This is a genomic window from Nonomuraea sp. NPDC049709 (assembly GCF_040674815.1).
Lineage (GTDB): Bacteria > Actinomycetota > Actinomycetes > Streptosporangiales > Streptosporangiaceae > Nonomuraea.
Genome location: NZ_JBFANM010000065.1, coordinates 55,537 through 69,483, shown reverse-complemented (window position 1 = coordinate 69,483; position 13,947 = coordinate 55,537). Strand labels below are relative to the sequence as shown.

Annotated in this window: 12 protein-coding genes and 1 pseudogene; 5 read left to right on the top strand and 8 right to left on the bottom strand. The window is 71.2% G+C overall.

What is annotated here, in order from left to right:
- Positions 1-79: 79 nt before the first annotated feature.
- Together AB0J69_RS45515 and AB0J69_RS45510 are read right to left on the bottom strand one after the other, a co-directional pair.
- Complete coding sequence (locus AB0J69_RS45515; RefSeq protein ID WP_364131726.1) at positions 80-487, bottom strand: hypothetical protein; 408 nt, start codon at positions 485-487, stop codon at positions 80-82.
- A gap of 140 nt (positions 488-627) precedes the next feature.
- Positions 628-1,860: a serine hydrolase domain-containing protein gene (locus AB0J69_RS45510; RefSeq protein ID WP_364131723.1), complete on the bottom strand. Its 1,233-nt coding sequence runs from the start codon at positions 1,858-1,860 to the stop codon at positions 628-630.
- A gap of 408 nt (positions 1,861-2,268) precedes the next feature.
- Here AB0J69_RS45510 and AB0J69_RS45505 point away from each other — a divergent pair, with 408 nt between their 5' ends.
- Positions 2,269-2,475, top strand: a complete 207-nt coding sequence (locus AB0J69_RS45505) for a hypothetical protein (protein ID WP_364131720.1) — start codon at positions 2,269-2,271, stop codon at positions 2,473-2,475.
- Positions 2,476-2,815: 340 nt separating this feature from the next.
- On the opposite strand, the pseudogene AB0J69_RS45500 reads toward AB0J69_RS45505, so the two are convergent.
- The 4 genes and pseudogenes from AB0J69_RS45500 to AB0J69_RS45485 all read right to left on the bottom strand — a co-directional run.
- A pseudogene (locus AB0J69_RS45500) lies at positions 2,816-3,241 on the bottom strand (Clp protease N-terminal domain-containing protein); the annotation flags it as partial.
- Between the two features lie 82 nt (positions 3,242-3,323).
- Positions 3,324-3,716 carry a hypothetical protein gene (locus AB0J69_RS45495; protein WP_364131718.1) on the bottom strand — a complete coding sequence of 131 codons (393 nt, stop codon included), beginning with the start codon at positions 3,714-3,716 and terminating at the stop codon, positions 3,324-3,326.
- 42 nt (positions 3,717-3,758) lie between these two features.
- Positions 3,759-4,652, bottom strand: a complete 894-nt coding sequence (locus AB0J69_RS45490; RefSeq protein WP_364131716.1) for an aldo/keto reductase — start codon at positions 4,650-4,652, stop codon at positions 3,759-3,761.
- Positions 4,649-5,206, bottom strand: coding sequence for a TetR family transcriptional regulator (locus AB0J69_RS45485; protein ID WP_364131714.1), 558 nt, complete (start codon positions 5,204-5,206; stop codon positions 4,649-4,651). The genes AB0J69_RS45490 and AB0J69_RS45485 overlap by 4 nt, the downstream gene beginning before the upstream one ends.
- A gap of 287 nt (positions 5,207-5,493) precedes the next feature.
- On the opposite strand from AB0J69_RS45485, the gene AB0J69_RS45480 reads away from it, so the two are divergent.
- Positions 5,494-7,005: an MFS transporter gene (locus AB0J69_RS45480; protein WP_364131712.1), complete on the top strand. Its 1,512-nt coding sequence runs from the start codon at positions 5,494-5,496 to the stop codon at positions 7,003-7,005.
- Here the strand turns inward: AB0J69_RS45480 and AB0J69_RS45475 are convergent.
- Together AB0J69_RS45475 and AB0J69_RS45470 are read right to left on the bottom strand one after the other, a co-directional pair.
- Entirely contained in the window at positions 6,951-7,934 is a 984-nt protein-coding gene (locus AB0J69_RS45475) for an alpha/beta hydrolase (protein ID WP_364131710.1), read from the bottom strand. The genes AB0J69_RS45480 and AB0J69_RS45475 overlap by 55 nt on opposite strands.
- Before the next feature lie 103 nt (positions 7,935-8,037).
- Positions 8,038-8,937, bottom strand: a complete 900-nt coding sequence (locus AB0J69_RS45470) for a LysR family transcriptional regulator (RefSeq protein ID WP_364131707.1) — start codon at positions 8,935-8,937, stop codon at positions 8,038-8,040.
- Positions 8,938-9,097: 160 nt separating this feature from the next.
- Between AB0J69_RS45470 and AB0J69_RS45465 the strand changes: the two genes are divergently transcribed.
- From AB0J69_RS45465 to AB0J69_RS45455, 3 genes are read left to right on the top strand one after another with little or no spacing between them, the layout of a single operon-like run.
- On the top strand, positions 9,098-10,222 hold the full coding sequence (locus AB0J69_RS45465; RefSeq protein ID WP_364131704.1) for a tartrate dehydrogenase: 1,125 nt from the start codon (positions 9,098-9,100) through the stop codon (positions 10,220-10,222).
- Positions 10,219-11,874: a hydantoinase B/oxoprolinase family protein gene (locus tag AB0J69_RS45460; RefSeq protein WP_364131702.1), complete on the top strand. Its 1,656-nt coding sequence runs from the start codon at positions 10,219-10,221 to the stop codon at positions 11,872-11,874. Before AB0J69_RS45465 ends, AB0J69_RS45460 begins: the two co-directional genes overlap by 4 nt.
- Positions 11,871-13,937: a hydantoinase/oxoprolinase family protein gene (locus tag AB0J69_RS45455; RefSeq protein WP_364131700.1), complete on the top strand. Its 2,067-nt coding sequence runs from the start codon at positions 11,871-11,873 to the stop codon at positions 13,935-13,937. The genes AB0J69_RS45460 and AB0J69_RS45455 overlap by 4 nt, the downstream gene beginning before the upstream one ends.
- The last annotated feature ends 10 nt before the right edge of the window (positions 13,938-13,947 follow it).

The following is a 13,947-nucleotide window of genomic DNA, read 5'->3' as shown; positions in this document are numbered from 1 at the left end:
GGCTGCCAGCGGCGGGGGGGGGCGGGCCGCCGGCGGCCCCCCCCCCCCCCCAGCGGAAGCCGCGCTGGCCGGCATTCCGTCAGGCGGCGTCGAGCGCTTCGGTGATCTTGCGGCTCATGTCCGTCACGGTGGGGCCGGGCCGGCCCTGGTGGGTGCGGGCGGCCGCTTCGACGGCGACAAGGACGGTGCGGCGGAAGTTGTCGGCCTCTTCCGGCGCCTGCTCCTTGAGCAGGGCCATGGCCGCGGTCAGGGCCGGCAACACCTGGTCGGCGATGGAGGCTACGGACTTGCTGTCCAGCTTCAGGTCCTTGGGGTACGTGGCGAGCACGTGCCCGACCAGCCCGGTGGCAGCGGACAGGGCGATGGAGCCCTCGGTGGCGGCCTTGTGGGGCGAGCCGGCGGCATCGGCGGCGGACATCAGCGTGACGGCGCCGTACGCGGCGGTGCGCAGGGTGAGCTTGTCCTGGTCGGTAAGGGCGATGGACATGGTCGTGTGCTCCTTGATCGTGTTCTGAAGGTGGATGGATCGGGTGAGAGGTGGAATGCGGTCCTGGTGGGTGCCAGGGGTGTCTGGATGGCTGAGGCGGGGGTCGCCGAGGGAGTCCCACCCTCGGCGGCCCTCCGGCGTCAGTCGTCGATGGCCTGGTAGAGGGTGGTCCAGAAGTCGTTCATCAGGTGCGCCGGGTTCGGCACGGTGTAGCCGAGCTGGCAGAGCAGGATGCCGGTGAGCTGGTTGGCCGGGTCGGCGTAGGCGGAGGTGCCGCTGCCGCCGTCCCAGCCGAACTGGCCGATGGGCGCGTAGTCGCCGCGGTAGGTGCGTACCGCCATGCCGTAGCCCCAGCCGCCGTGCTGGCCCTGGCCGAAGGAGATGTGCACGTTGTCAGTGGCCATGGCGTGGCGGGCGGCCTGCTGCTCGGGGGTGAGCCGGTTGGTGGTCATCAGCTCGACGGCGGACCGGGACAGGATCCGCTTGCCCTGGTGGGTGCCGCCGTTGAGGAGCATCTGGAAGTAGGCGTGGTAGTCGTCGGCGGTGGAGACCAGCCCGCCACCGCCGCCCTGGAACGCCGGCGGCCGGCTCCACCGTCCGCCCTCGGCCTCGTCCCAGACCACGAACTCGCCGGTGGCCGGGTCGGGCGCGTACAGGGTGGGCAGTCGGTCGATCTTGTCAGCCGGCACGTGGAAGCCGGTGTCCTTCATACCGAGGGGCTCGAAGATGCGCTCGCGCAGGAACTCCTCGAACGACTGGCCGGTGACCCGGGCCACCAGCACGCCTACCAGGTCGTTGCTGATCTGGTACTGCCAGCGCTCCCCGGGCTGGTACTGCAGCGGAAGCTCGCCCAGGCGGCGGATCCACTCATCCGTCCCGGGCTGCGGCTCCGGTCCCGAGGGCGTGAGGTTCTGCTCGAAGATCGCGTTCATGATCGGGGTGCCCAGCGCCGTCATGTCCATGCCGAGCCCGAAGGTGGAGGCCAGCACGTCCCGCACGGTGATCGGCCGGCGCGCCGGCGCGGTGTCGTCCAGCGGGGCGTCGGGCCGCGTCAGCACCTGGCGGTCGGCCAGTTCCGGCAGCCACGGGTCCACCACGTCGTCCAGCCGCAGCCGGCACTCGTCCAGCAGCACCATCGCCGCCGCCATCGACAGCGGCTTGGACGTGGAGGCCATCCGGAAGATCGTGTCCCGGCGCATCGGCGCGCCACCGTCATGCCGCATCGTGCCGAGCGCCTCGACGTGCGTCCGCCCACCCCGGCTGACCAGGGCGACCACGCCGGGGATCCTCCCGGACTCGACATGCCGCGCCAGCACCTCACGCAGCCTGCGCAGCCCCGCTGCGGAGAAGCCGCCGTTGCTGTGTTCCATCATGAATCTCCTTGCCGACAGTGTTCGATCTTGCGAAGCCTCGTCCCGATGCGGCGCTCATGGGTATCCATGAGTGGCGCGTGCGGGCCGGGGGTGAGCTCGGCGGGGCCCGGTTCGCGACCCGAGGCCGTGAGCGGTGGGCCTTGCATGGGCTCAACCATCGCCGAACGCTCTGATACGGGGCTGTCGCATTCCTGACACCGCCGCTGACACGACCCCGCAGGCGATGATTGCCGGGTAGCGGGGCCGGCGCTGCTGTCAGCTCAGATCCGGGGCCGAGGAAGCAGCCGCCGGAGGCGTGGTTGTGGGCCCACCGTCTATGTCGAGGCCGTCGTCCTGGCCGTCGGTGCCAAGCACCCGCTCGCAGGCCGACCGATCCCGATCGGCCCCGCCGCCACCGGCTCAGCGGAAGTGCTTTCCCTGCCGTCCGACGGCGAGGCGGTCGCGCCCGCGCATGCGCACGCCGCCCGCTACTTCACCCGGCCTGGCATCGCATACGTTCCCATCCGCGACGCCCCTCCGGCGCGATGGGCGCTGATCTGGCGGACAGCCACCGAGAGCACCCTCATCCGGGCTCTCGCCCGAGTCGCCGCCGACATCGGCACCCTCGCCGGCTGAGGCGCGCATCCCAGGCACGTCGCGTCGGTCGCGCATGTCGAGGAGGTGTCCGTAATAGGTGCTCGTTGCCGGCGCTCGCGCCTGACCACGGTCACCGGCCCGCACCAGCAGCGATATCGCACAGGCTGTCTACGTCGACCCCCCACGTCGCGGTGCCGCGCGCCTCGAAGGCTGCTGGGAAATGGTCGGCGATCCCCCCACGCCATCGGTCCCTCAACCGGGGGTCCCGCCGACCGACGTGGGGGCAGCCGCCTCACATCAGCGAACTTCTGATCAATTCCGGACCTGGCTCAGCCGTTGAGCCGACGCTTCCGAGCGCTTATTTGGACACGTACTTCTGGACGAGCTCGTCTGTGGCCCGCCCGACATGGTCGAGGTCCGCCCCGAGCTGGACCAGCACCTGTGCCGCCGCACTCGCACCATCGCGGACGAGCCCGAGCAGGAGGTGCTCGGTGCCGATGTAGTCGAGGCCGCGCTGCAAAGACTCCTGGTCCGCCGCCTGGAGGACTTCGCTGGCCGACGGGGTGAACGGAAGGTGCCCTGACGCAACGGACTGGCCTCGGCCCCGACTCTCCTCAACCTGCCGGCGAACGCCTTCAAGGCTCAGGCCCAGGTTCTTGAGAACCGTGGCGCCCACGCCCTCACCCTCGCGGATCAAACCGAGAAGAACATGCTCGGTACCGATGTAGTCGTGGTTGAGCATCCTGGCCTCGTCCTGGGACAGGACGACGACACGCCGCGCCCGGTCGGTCAACTTCTGGAACATCCCGCAGCTCCTCGCAAAGCAGTTGGTCAGGCCGATGCCCTGGTTTCATCCTTACGCATGCTAGGGAGCGTCCGACAAATGATCAACGTTCGCTGTTGGTCGCGGGTGAAGCTGCCGGTGTCCGGGTCGAGCTGTCGGCGTCGATGAACCCGGCGACGTCGGTGGCCATGGCGCCGATCCCGACTCCGGAGGTCCTGTGGCGGAAGCCGTCCGTGCTCGCGCTCGCCGCCCTCCGAGGGACGGCGCTCGGCCGCCTCGGCAAGCCGAAGATCGTGCCGGCGCCGTCGAGGTGCGGGGTGACCTCGGGGAAGCGCTTGGGGTGGGCGGCGGCGGAGCGGGCCTGCCAGTCGGTCGGATTGGCCCCGGAGACGGCGACCCGGACGCGAACCTCGCCGGGGCCGGGCGCGGGCGGGTCACGGTCGACGAGCCGAAGAACGTCGGGGGCGCCGTTGTCTCGGTAGACGATGGCCTTCATGATCCGTCCCTTTGGCCTGGTAGAGCGTCGCGTTGGCGCCGGTCAGCCGAGAGGGACCTCGTTGGAGCGGGACTCGATGGCATCGAGGGTGGCGAGGGCCGGGGCGTCGAAGGTGATCTCGCTGACCGCCATGTTGGCCTCCAGGTGGGCGGGGTCGGCGGTGCCGGGGATGAGCAGTACGTTCGGGGCGTGGTGCAGCAGCCAGGCGAGGCCGACCTGGGAGGGCGTGACGTCCAGAGACCTGGCCACGGCGTGCACCGCCGGCTCGTCGCTCGCCTTGGGCAGGCCCGGGAAGGCCCCGCCGAGCGGGAAGAACGGCACCCAGGCGATGCCCTCGGCCGCGCACAGCCGCAGCAGCTCCTCGTCGTCGCGGGAGACGAGACTGTACGCGTTCTGCACGCAGACGATGCCGGCCGGCAGGGCGCGGCGCAGGCCGTCGAGGGTGACGCTGCTCAGGCCGATCGCGCCGATCTTGCCCTCGTCCCGCAGGGCGATCATCGTCGCGAGCTGGTCGTCGAGGTCGACCACCTGGTCGCCCTCGGGACGCAGCCCGGGGCCGGTGTCCAGGCGGCGGAGGTTGACGGCCGCGAGCCGGTCGACGCCGAGGCTGCGCAGGTTGTCCTCGACGCTGGCGCGCAGCTGCTCGGGCCGCTGTGCCAGACGCAGCGGCACGCGCCCGCCGGGGTTGGGGTCGGCGCCGACCTTCGTGACGACCAGGACGTCGTCCTCGGGGCGCAGTGCCTCGCGGATCACGTCGTTGGCGAAACCGAAACCATAGAACTCGGCGGTGTCCACGTGGTCGACGCCCAGCTCGACCGCGCGGCGCAGCAGCGCGACGGCCTCCCCGCGGCGATCGTGCAGGCGCTCGAGCTGCAACGCGCCGTACCCGATCCGGTGAACGGCGCGGTCGGCGAACGACGCGGTCGCGGTGGTCATGACGCGGTCTCCTCGGTCGATGATCGCAAGGCGATGTACAGGAGTTCGGCCTGGTAGAGCGCCATGACCCGGTGGGCGATCGGGGCGGCGCGCCCCCGGGCCGCGGCCGGCTCGTGGCGCTCGACCTTGACGAGCCAGGCCGTGACGCAGTCGTGCAGCATCGCGCGCATCCGCTCGGTCATGTCGACGACGATGTCGCGGACGTCCGGGTCGGTGGTCGCCTCGCCCCAGGTCTGCACGCCGACCCGGGCCTCGGCGGGGTCGACCGCGGCGATCAGGCGGGAGAGCAGCTCGTCAGGGCCGGGCGGGGCGTCGCCCGCGGCGTACTCGCCGAGGACGTCGGCGCGCTTGGCGAGCACCTCGCGGGCGGCGGCCCGGACCAGGTCGGCCTTGTCGCGGTAGTGCGCGTAGATCGAGCCGGCCGAGAGGCCGGACTCGGCGGTGATGTCGGCGATCGAGGTCCGCTTCAGGCCGTTGCGCCCGAAGCAGCGTACGGCGGCCTCGGCGATCTGGGCCCGCCGGAGTTCCTTGCGCGCGTCGGTGAGCCGCGGCACCACGCCCCCTAAAGAGAATGACGGTTCTGTTTGTGGCGCACACTAACAGAATGTTCGTTCTTTTTGTGTGGAGTGCGGCGCGCATGAACAGGCCCGGTCGTGGTGATCTGTCCGGGGTGGGACGGCAGTCGGAACGGTCGTTCTCCGGACCCGGTGTAGTCTCAGAGCACTGGAAGTAGAAACGTGTGTTCACTGCTCGGCATCGACGCCGGTTGATGCAGTAGGGGCCACGCGCGCATACGCGGCACCGGACGGGCCGCCACTTCTTCACATCGAAGGAGTGCGCAGTGAATGTCCGTCGCCATGAAGCCGTCGACAATGTCGGCGCTCCCACCGAAGCCTCTCGTCCGCCGCGCTCCCTGCGCGAAGCGGGGGTAGCCCTCGCAGGGCTGTCGGCGGTGTTTCTGTTCGAGATGCTCGACAACTCGATTCTCAACGTCGCGTTGCCGACCATCGGCCGAGAGCTGTCGGCGTCGACGACTGTGTTGCAGTGGGTCACGGGCGTTTACGCCGTCGTGTTCGGCGGCCTGATGCTGGCCCTCGGCGCGCTGGCTGACCGGGTCGGCCGCCGCAAGGTCATGCTGGCCGGGCTGGTGCTGCTGGGTGCGGCAAGTCTGGCAACCGCGTTCGTCACCACGGCGGAGCAGCTCATCGCGATCCGCGCGGCGATGGGCGTCGCTGCCGCGATGACGACGCCAGGCTCTCTCGCCTTGGCGTTCCGCCTGTTCGACGAAGACGGGCTGCGTGTCCGTGCGACGACGCTGATCTCGACCGTTGGGCTGGTCGGACTCGCGATCGGGCCCACGGCAGGTGGCTTCGTGCTCGCGTTCGCTCCGTGGCAGGCGCTGCTGGTGGTGAACGCGCCGATCGCCGCACTCGCGTACCTCGGCATTCGACGCGGCATCCCCGCTGACAGGGTGGACGAGCTGCACCGCGACCCGATCGACGGCGCGGGAGCCCTGCTCGGCACGGCCACGATCGCGCTCGCGCTGGTCGCGCCGACGCTCTTCGTCGACGCGGGCACCGCATCGCCTCTCCCGTGGCTGGCCACGGCGGCGGCCATCGGGATGGCGGTGCTGTTCGTCGTCCGCGAGCGTTCTGCCCGCCATCCGCTGCTCGACCTCGAACTCCTCGCTCGCCCCCTCGTGTCGAGCAGCCTGGCGTTCAAGGCCGCCGCAGGCCTTGCGACCGCCGGCCTCGGCTACCTCGTGACCCTGCAGCTCCAGCTCGATCGGGGCTGGACGCCCGCTCAAACGGCCATGGGAATGTTGCCGCAGGTCGTCGTGCTCATCGCCGGCGGTGCTCTCATCCGTCCGCTGGTCACGCGCGTCGGTCTCGACAAGGCCGCCTGGCTCAGCGCCGGAGCTGTCGTGTGCGGGCTCGCCGTCTACGGGCTGCTGGGCCGCTTCGGGTACGCGTGGGTCGCCCTCGCGCTCGTGCTCGTCGCCGCCGGTATGCGCGTCGTAGGTGTCGTCGCCGGGACCAACGTGATGCGTGGCCTTCCGACCGACCGCACCACCACCGGTGCGGCGCTCGTGGACACCGCCGGCGAAGTCACCTCCGGGATCGGCATCGCTGTCAGCGGGACCATCCTCGCAGCGCTCTTCACCGGCGACATCGCCACGTCGAGCTGGAGCACCTACCAGACCACCGAGTTCCGCGAGGCGGTCACCTGGGCGGGCCTCGCACTCACGGTCTTGGCGGCGGCGCTGGTGGGTTGGGGCATCCGCGCCACGAGCCGGCGTCAGCGGGGTGGCTCTTCGCCGCAGAGTGCCCGGCGGAGGGCGTCGTGCCGGTAGCCGCGGACTCGAACGCTCAGCTCGGCGTCGGGCGCGAGGGTTTCACCGCCGTGGATGCCGCCTGGATAGACGTGCAGTTCGACCGGAACGCCGGCCCAGGACAGCCGGCGTGTGTAATCGATCGCCTCGTCGCGCAACAGGTCGAGGTCGCCGACGTCGACGTACGCCGGCGGCAGGCCGGAGAGATCGCCGGCGCGCGCCGGCGCGGCGTACGGCGGCACCCGGTCTGTGCCGAAGTCCTCGCCGAGCAGCGCCCGCCAGGCCTGGATGTTGGCCTCACGGCTCCACGCGCCGAAGCCGGTGTTGGCCGTGGCCGAAGGGGTCGACGACAGGTCGTCCAGCATGGGGGACACCAGCATCTGGTGGGCGACGGCCGGACTGCCGCGGTCGCGGGACAGCAACGCCACCGCCGCGGCCAGCCCGCCGCCCGCGCTCGTCCCGTAGAGACCGATCAGGCCGGGGTCGATCCCGAGTTCGCGGTGCCGGTCCGCGACCGCCACGAGTCCCGCGTAGCAGTCGTCCAGCGCCGCGGGGTACGGGTTCTCCGGTGCCAGCCGGTACTCGACCGAGACGACGACGAAGCCCGTCGCCCGGGCCAGCCCGAGGGCCTTGGCATGATCACCGTCGACGCTGCCCGCCACCATGCCGCCACCGTGGATGTAGTAGACGCAGGGCGACTGCCGGGTGCTCGCGTGCGGTCGGTACACGCGCACCAGCACGGGCGTCGCCACGCCGTGAGTGATCGACAGGTCGTACACGTCGATGTCGTCGGGCACGACCGGGGCGGCCCGCAGGGCGGACAACTCGGCCTGCCGCCTGCGTCGCTCCGGAATGTCGCCGACACCGCTCAGACCTTGGGGACCGACCAGCTGCAGGTACTGATCGAGGCGCGCGCGGACCTGGGGATCGATGCGCTCGGTGATGTCCACGGTAAGGCAACCTAGGAATCGGGTGGCGGCTGGACAATGCCTTCGACGGCAAGGCGACCTTTCTCCACGGGAAAGCGCCGTCTCGCCGGAGCCGGCGATCCGGTCAGGCGATCCGGTCCGGCAGGCGCGCGGCCAGATGGTCGACCAGCTCGCTGATCCGTCGGGGCACGTGGACGTCGTCGGACAGGAGCGCGTAGATGTCGGCAGGCGGTGTCGGCACCCCGGGCAGCACGCGCACCAGGGCGCCGCTCTCGAGGTGAGACCGGATCTGCCATTCCGAGCGCATGATCACACCGCGGCCCTGCAGCGCCCAGTCGGTCACGATGTCCCCGTCGTTGCTGGACAGGCGGCCGTGCACGCGGATCTGGCGAGGGTTCCCGGCGTCGCCGAAGCGCCACAGCGCGAAGTCTCCCTCGTTCTCGCGGAGCACGATGCAGTCGTGGTCGGCCAGGTCCTCCACGCGTTCGGGCGTTCCGCTCCGTTCCAGGTAGGAGGGTGCGGCGCAGGGAACTCGACGGTTCTCCGCCAGCCGGCGCATCCGCAGGGAGGAGTCCGGGGGCGTACCGACGTGGACGGCCAGGTCGAACTCGCGACGGTGCGGCCGCAGGGGCAGCGCCGTCGTGCGCAGCTGGATGCTCAGCCGGGGGTGCCGGGCGGTGAACTCGCCGAGCAGCGGCGCCACGTGCGCGCGTCCGAGGCCCAGGGTCGCCTGGACCACGACGGAGCCCCGCAGGTCGCCGGAGCGATGGGTGACCAGGTCCTCGAGTTCGCGGACCTGGTCGAGGATCGTCTCCAGGCGCGCGGCGTAGACCTCCCCCTCGGGGGTCAGCGCGAGCCGGCGCGTGCCGCGGTGCACCAGGCGCACGTCGAGCCGGCGTTCCAGGGCGCTGAGGCGCTTGCTGACGACAGGCAGGGAGCAGTCCAGCTCGCGGGCGGCCGCCGTGAGCGTTTCGCTGGAGGCGACCACCTGGAAGAAGTGGAGGTCGTCCATCGAGGTGGTCATCGCGTCATACCGCGGCGGGTGTGGCGCCGGCGTCTTTCCATGGGCGAAAGGATAGGTTGCTCCAGGCGTTCTTGTTGCGGCGTTTTCCGCCGACGAAGGTGGAGGCGCACCCGCCGGCCGGACCGGGTGCGTGCACTGTCGACGAGGCCGAGGAGCGCCTGTGTCCCACCGTCACCGCATCGCGGTCATCCCGGGCGACGGCATCGGAGGTGAGGTCGTCCCTGAAGGGCTGCGGTGCCTGCGGGCCGCCGCGGAGACCCATGGATTCGAGCTGGAGACCGTCGAGTTCGGGTTCGCCTGCGCCGACTACTGGGTGCGGCACGGCGAGATGCTGCCGCCGGACTGGCGGGAGGTGCTCGGCGGTTTCGACGCGATCTTCTTCGGCGCGGTCGGGTGGCCCGAGGTCGTGCCCGACCACGTGTCGCTGTGGGGCAGCCTGCTGAAGTTCCGCCGTGAGTTCGACCAGTACGTCAACCTGCGGCCGGTACGGCTGCTGCGCGGGGTGCGCAGCCCGCTGCGCGACCACGAGCCGGGCGACATCGACTTCCTGGTCGTCCGCGAGAACACCGAGGGCGAGTACTCGAACATCGGGGGCCGGATCTTCGAGGGCACCGACCGCGAGACGGTCGTGCAGGAGACCGTGATGACCCGAACCGGGGTGGACCGGGTGCTGCGGTACGCGTTCGAGCTGGCCGGCTCCCGGCCACGCAGGCACCTGACGTGGGCGACCAAGAGCAACGGCATCTCCATCACGATGCCGTACTGGGACGAGCGCGCGGCCGCGATGGCGGAGCGGTACCCGGACGTGGTCGCGGACAAGGACCACATCGACATCCTCGCGGCCAAGTTCGTCCTGCGCCCCGAGCAGTACGACGTCGTCGTCGCCAGCAACCTCTTCGGGGACATCCTCTCCGACCTCGGGCCGGCGTGCGCGGGGACGATCGGGATCGCCCCGAGCGCCAACATCAACCCGGACCGCACCTGGCCAAGCCTGTTCGAGCCGGTGCACGGCTCGGCGCCCGACATCGCCGGACGCGGGATCGCCAACCCGGTCGGTCAGATCTGGAGCGGCGCCATGATGCTCGACCACCTGGGAGAGCCCGCCGCGGCGGCGCGGATCGTGGCCGCGATCGAGACCGTGCTCGACGAGCAGCCGGAGGTGCTCACTCCCGACCTCGGCGGCTCCGGGACGACCGCGGGTCTCGGCACGGCGATCGCCGCCGAGATCGCGACCGGGGCATCCGGGCGACGCGGTTCGCGGCCGAAGGCGACCACGACGTCATGACACCATCCTTCTCCGACCCGATCGGCCTGGAAGTGCGGTGGGACCGGCTCGCCGCCGCGACCGACGAGGCCGCCTCGACGATGCTGCGCACGGCCTTCTCGACCATCATCCGCGAGTCCAACGACTACACCGTCGTCCTGATGGACCGCCAGGGACGCACCATGGCGGAGTCGCGCGCCGGCATCCCCGGTTTCGCGGCCCTGATGAGCTCCCTCGGCGCCGTGGTCCTGGACAGGTTCCCGGCCCGGGAATGGCAGGACGGCGACTGCGTCATCACCAACGACCCGTGGATCGCGACGGGGCACCTGCCCGACATCGCCATGATCACCCCGATCTTCCACAGAGGCGTGCTCGTCGGCTTCGCCGGGACCGCGGCGCATTCCCCCGACATCGGCGGCACGCCGTCCATGGGAGCCACCGATCTGATCTCGGAGGGCATCCTGATCCCGCCGTTGCGGCTGTTCCGGGCCGGCGGGGTGGAGCAGGGGGTCAAGGATCTCCTGCTGGCCAACGTCCGCCTCGCCGACCAGCTGTGGGGCGACCTGGAGGCGCAGGCCGCCGCGCACGCGGTGTGCCGGCGACGGGCGCGGGAGTTCCTCGACGACTTCGGCGAGCCGGACTTCGAGCGGTTCGCCACCGAGGTGCACGCGCTGGCCGATGCCGCGCTGCGGGCGGCGATCCGCGACCTGCCGGACGGCGTGTACCGGGCGGGCGTCGACGCCGACGGTGTCGAGGGGCATCCGACGCACATCGAGTGCGCGGTCACGGTGAGCGGTGACCGGATCGGGATCGACTACGCCGGGAGCTCGGCCCAGGTGCCGTACTCGACCAACTCCACGCTGAACTACACGCGCGCGTACTCGATGTATCCGCTGAAGATCCTGCTCGATCCGGCCACGCGGACGAACTGGGGTTCGTACCAGGCGATCACCGTGACCGCTCCGGCGGGCACGATCGTCAATCCCACGTTTCCCGCGCCGGTCGTCGCGCGCCACCTGACCGGGCACCTGCTCTCGTGCGCGATCTACCAGGCGCTCGCGCCGGTGCTGCCCGACCGGGTCATCGCCGACAGCGGCGGAGCGCCCGCGCTCCGCGTCCGATTCGCCGGTGTCGACGACGACGGTCGTCCCTTCTCGCAGATGCTGTTCGCCAACGCCGGCATGGGGGCCTCCAGGGACAAGGACGGGCTTTCGACCACCGCGTTCCCGACCAACTCCGGCAGCGGGAGTGTCGAGGCGATCGAGGTCGCCTCTCCCCTGCGGTTCGTGCGCAAGGAGCTCCGGGCTGACTCGGGCGGTCGCGGGCGGCGCCGCGGCGGGCTGGGGCAGGACATCGAGGTGCACAACCCGACCCGTCGTCCGGTGCAGATGGTGCTGCTGGGGGATCGCGAGCGGCACCCGGCCCTGGGACTCGCCGGAGGGGAGCCGGGGGCGACGGCGTACGCGGTGCTGGACACCGGCGAACGCCTGTCCTTGAAGTCGATCTCCCAGCTGGCCCCGGGTTCCTCTGTGGTCATCTCGTTCCCCGGCGGCGGCGGGTTCGGTGCGCCGGAGGAGCGGGAGCCGCACCTGGCCGTGGCCGACGAGCTGAGTGGCTATGTCCGTCCACCTGCGGTGGACCGGGAACAGACGGGTGAGGAGTCCCATCGATGAGTCGTACGGTCCGGATCGGGGTGGACGTCGGTGGCACGTTCACCGACCTGCTGCTCCACGACCCGGCACGCAACCTGACGTGGCCCGGCAAACTGCCCTCCACACCGCACGCCCCCGACGAGGCGATCACCGAGGGCATCGCACGTCTGCTGGCGGAGACGGCCACGCCGGCCGGCGACATCGCCGGGGTGGTGCACGGCACGACCCTGGTGACCAACACGCTGCTCGAGCGCACCGGCGCCGTCGTGGGACTGCTCACCACCAGGGGTTTCCGCGACACCCTGGAGATGGCCCGGGAGATCCGGTTCGACACCACCGACCTCCTCGCCCGCCCGGCCGATCCGCTGGTCCCGCGACACCTCTGCCGCGGGGTGCGGGGCCGCATCGCCGCCGACGGCACCGAGCTGGAGCCGCTGGACGAGGCCGAGGTGCTCGCACAGGTGCGCGAGCTCCTGGAGCAAGGCGTCGAAGCGGTGGCGGTGGCCCTGCTGCACTCCTACCGCGACGACAAGCACGAACGGCGGGTGCAGGAGCTGCTCGCGAGGGAACACCCGGCGCTGCCGGTCACCGTCTCCAGCGCGGTCGCTCCCGTGATCGGCGAGTACGAACGGGCGAGCACCGCCTGCCTCAACGCCTACGTGCAGCCGTTGGTGGTGCGCTACCTCGACGCGCTGCGTGACGACCTGCTCGCGATGGGCATCGACGCGCCGCTGCACGTCATGCTGTCCGGAGGCGGAGTCACCTCCTTGGAGGAGGCGAAGGCGTTCCCCTTCCGCCTGCTCGAGTCCGGCCCGGCCGCGGGCGCGATCGCCGCTGCCGCCGTGGCACGCCGGCTGGGCGAGCCGGATGTCGTCTCGTTCGACATGGGCGGCACCACGGCCAAGATCGCGATCGTCGGCGGCGGCGAGCCTCGCCGCAAGCACGACTTCGAGGCGGGCCGCGTCGACAAGTTCAAACCGGGCTCGGGACTGCCGTTCAGGCTGACCGTCGTCGACATGATCGAGATCGGCTCGGGTGGCGGCTCGATCGCGGCGCCGGACCAACTGGGGTTGCTCAAGGTCGGCCCGCGCAGCGCCGGGTCCGTGCCGGGGCCCGTCGCCTACGGCAGGGGCGGGGACCATCCGACCGTCACGGACGCGGATCTCGTGCTCGGCTATCTCGATCCGGCCGCCTTCCTCGGCGGGGAGATGGTGCTGCGGACCGCCGAGGTCCACAAGGCGGTGGACCGGGAAGTGGCGGGGCCGCTCGGCCTCGACCGCGTCGGTGCCGCGTCGGGCATCGTCGAGGTGGCCACCGCGAGCATGGCGGCCGCCGCCCGGATGCACCTGTCCGAGCACGGCAGGGACCCCGCCGACTTCGCCCTCATCGCGTTCGGCGGGGCCGGCCCGGTGCACGCGTACGGTCTGGCGAAGCAGCTGAAGATCGCACGGGTCATCGTCCCGATGCGCGCCGGCGTCATGTCCGCCTACGGGTTCCTCGTCGCCGCACCCACGGTGGACCAGGCGCGCAGCCTGCCATCGGCGCTCGCCGACGTCGATTGGGACCGCGTCGCCGCCGTCTACGGCGAGATGGCCGCGCACGCCACCGCGGTGCTGCGACCGGACCGTCCCGATCTGGTGCGGATCCGGCGGTCAGTCGACATGCGGTACGTGGGACAGGGGTTCGAGATCGAGATCGAGCTCCCCGGGACGGACGTCGCCCGCACCGACGTCGAACACCTCCACCGGGCATTCGAAGAGACCTACCGCGCGACGTTCGGTCGCTCCCTCGACGGACCCGCGGAAGTCGTCAACTGGCGGCTTTCGGCGCAACTGCCCGGCCACGACATCCCCGTGGGATGTGCACCCGTGGCCGGCGACCCCCGGCGCGGGGTACGCGAGGTGTGGCTCCCCGGGCACGGCCGGCTTCAGGCGACGGTCTGGGACCGGTACCGCCTGCGACCGGGAACGGAGATCACGGGGCCGGCGGTCTTCGAGGAGCGCGAGTCCTCGTGCTGTTTCGGACCGGAGTGCCGCATCCGGGTCGACCGTGACCTGACGCTCCTCGTCGACCTCGCGCGCTGACCTCGGGCGG